Annotated in this window: 3 protein-coding genes; all 3 read right to left on the reverse strand. The window is 63.0% G+C overall.

Translation table 11 applies throughout. The features are described 5' to 3' along the window. Positions 1–389 (reverse strand): hypothetical protein (locus AC2VOU_RS09415; RefSeq protein ID WP_486957134.1); only part of this gene is annotated, 389 nt, incomplete at its 3' end. A gap of 235 nt (positions 390–624) precedes the next feature. Further along, positions 625–1,854 (reverse strand): O-succinylhomoserine sulfhydrylase, encoded by a 1,230-nt coding sequence (locus AC2VOU_RS09420; RefSeq protein ID WP_486957135.1) that lies wholly within the window; start codon positions 1,852–1,854, stop codon positions 625–627. Continuing rightward, positions 1,851–2,282: a rhodanese-like domain-containing protein gene (locus AC2VOU_RS09425; protein WP_486957136.1), complete on the reverse strand. Its 432-nt coding sequence runs from the start codon at positions 2,280–2,282 to the stop codon at positions 1,851–1,853. The genes AC2VOU_RS09420 and AC2VOU_RS09425 overlap by 4 nt, the downstream gene beginning before the upstream one ends. Between the last annotated feature and the right edge of the window lie 177 nt (positions 2,283–2,459).

Genomic DNA, 2,459 nt, shown 5'->3' on the forward strand with positions numbered 1-2,459 from the left:
CCGACGACGAGGTCGCCGCTGCGGGCCAGGTACAGGCCGCGCGTCTCCACGTATGTGGTGAGGTCCAGAATCTGCCGGCCTTCGACCATTGCGCTGAGATCGGTTTCGAAGCTACTGGCGTAGGGCGTGGTCGAGTGCACCATCAGACGCCGTTGCCCTTGGCCGGGCGAGGCGAATTCGACGTGCTCTGCGACCAGTTCGGGCAGTTCGTCGGGTTCGATCGACAGCAATTTCCGCGTCGCGATGGCGAAGTCGGTTTCGTCGAATCTCAGCGGGCCGGCATAGCCCTGCCAGCTAATTTCATCACCGTCGACGATCACGGCCCAGTCATAGAAATTGCCGGTCAGCGGATGAGGTGAAGTCCGCGGCCGGCTGATGCTCGATATCACTCAAGTCTCTCCGTCTCGGGCCCGACACGATCAAGTTACGACGCTGCGGTGACGCACCGTCGTAGAGCTATCGGGCTTATTCGTTACATCGTTACTATCCCGTGTGCGCTATCTTACGGCAGAAAGACCAGACGACGGTCAGATGAACAGCCGGGTAACGAGCGCGCGATTGAACCGGCAACATCCGTTGTCGGACATGTAGATTGCCGATTGCCAGCAAACTCCAAGCATACTCCTAGCTCAAAGCCCTGTCGAGATCGGCGACGAGGTCATCCGCGCCCTCAAGGCCGACCGAAATGCGAACGACCCCGTCGCCCAAGCCAATAGCGGCGCGGCCTTGCGGCCCCATCGCACGGTGAGTCGTCGTCGCTGGATGCGTGACAAGGGATTTCGAGTCACCAAGGTTGTTGGAGATATTGATCAACCGCAACCCGTCGACGACCTCGAACGCGCGTCGCTTCGCCGCGCCGTCCGGGGCATCGAGTTCGAAGGTGACGACCGTTCCACCACCGGACATTTGGCGCCTGGCCAGGTCATATTGCGGGTGTGACGGCAGGAACGGGTAACGAACCCAACGCACACCGGCGTGGCCCTCCAGGTATTCGGCAATTCGGTGTGCCGAATTGTTTTGATAGTCGACTCGAATCGCCAGCGTCTCAAGGCCTTTGAGCATGACCCAGGCGTTGAAAGCACTGATCGCGGGCCCGGTGTGGCGCATCAGCTTCTGCACCGGCCCGTCGATGTACTCCTTGTCACCGAGGATGGCACCACCCAGCACGCGACCCTGGCCGTCGATGTGTTTGGTGCCGGAGTACACCACTACGTCGACGCCGAGCGGCAAGCCCTTCTGCAACAGTGGCGTGGCAAAAACATTGTCCAGCACCACTTTTGCCCCGGCTGCATGGGCGAGTTCGGCGACCGCGGCAATGTCGACCAGAGATTGCATCGGGTTCGACGGGGTTTCGAAGAACACCGCCTGGGTCGGCACCGACAACGCCTTTTCCCATTGGGCCAGATCGTCACCGTCGACGAACACGGTTTGCACACCCCAGCGTGGCAGGATCTCACTGCACACCACGAAACAGGAGCCAAACAGGCTGCGGGAAGCGACAAGTCGATCGCCCGCACCCAGCAGCGCGCCCAGCGACGTAAAGACGGCGGCCATTCCGCTGGCGGTGGCGAATGCCGCAGGGGCGTCCTCGATCAGACGGAGTCGCTCCTCGAACATGCTGACCGTCGGATTGCCGTAACGCGAGTAGACGTAGCGGTCGACTTCGCCGCTGAATGCCTGCTCCGCCTCGGCTGCGGAACCGTAGACGTAGCCAGACGCCAAATACATTGCCTCGCTGGTCTCTTCGAACTGCGAACGCAAGATTCCGCCGCGCACCCCGATGGTGGCCTGGCTGACGCCGTCGGGCAGCGGGTCCGGGATGCGGACCGAGGGCACCTGACCACCGGGAGTCATGTCTGCTTCCACGGCAAACCGATTGCCCGCCAGCCTCTTCCACCGCGGTGAGCATCACCGTCGAGGTGGCCTTCGAATCCATCGAGCACGTTGTACGACGGCCGGACCCCGGCCTCAGTGGCCGCCCGGGCCGCGCCGATCGAACGCTGACCGGAACGGCACAGGAACACCACGGGACGCTCACCGCCGGCCGGGACACGCTCGAGCAGATCGGCGACGAAGTTCTCGTTGGGCCTGCCGCGGGTATCGACCCATTCGATGTACTCGACGTCGCGGCCCAGGCTGGCCAGGTCCGGTACGCCGACGAAGCGCCACTCCGCCTCGGTGCGGACGTCGACCAGCACGGCCTCGGGGTTCTCGCTGAGCAGCTTCCAGGCCTGTTCGGGGGTGATATCTCCGGCGTATGACGGGTTTTGCGCTGTGCCCACCTGCGATTTCCCATGCTCGACGACGAACGTAATCGCAACAATATCCGTGCAGGCCCGCCGGCCGAAACTCGGTCTACGCGCCTTCACCCTAGAGGTGATGGGAACCGGTAGCTCAGTGGTCTGGCTCGTAAGTTCGCCGGGGCTGGGAGTTGCCTGCGCCGCGGGGGGGTGGAACAT

The organism is Mycobacterium sp. TH-M25 (assembly GCF_057473665.1).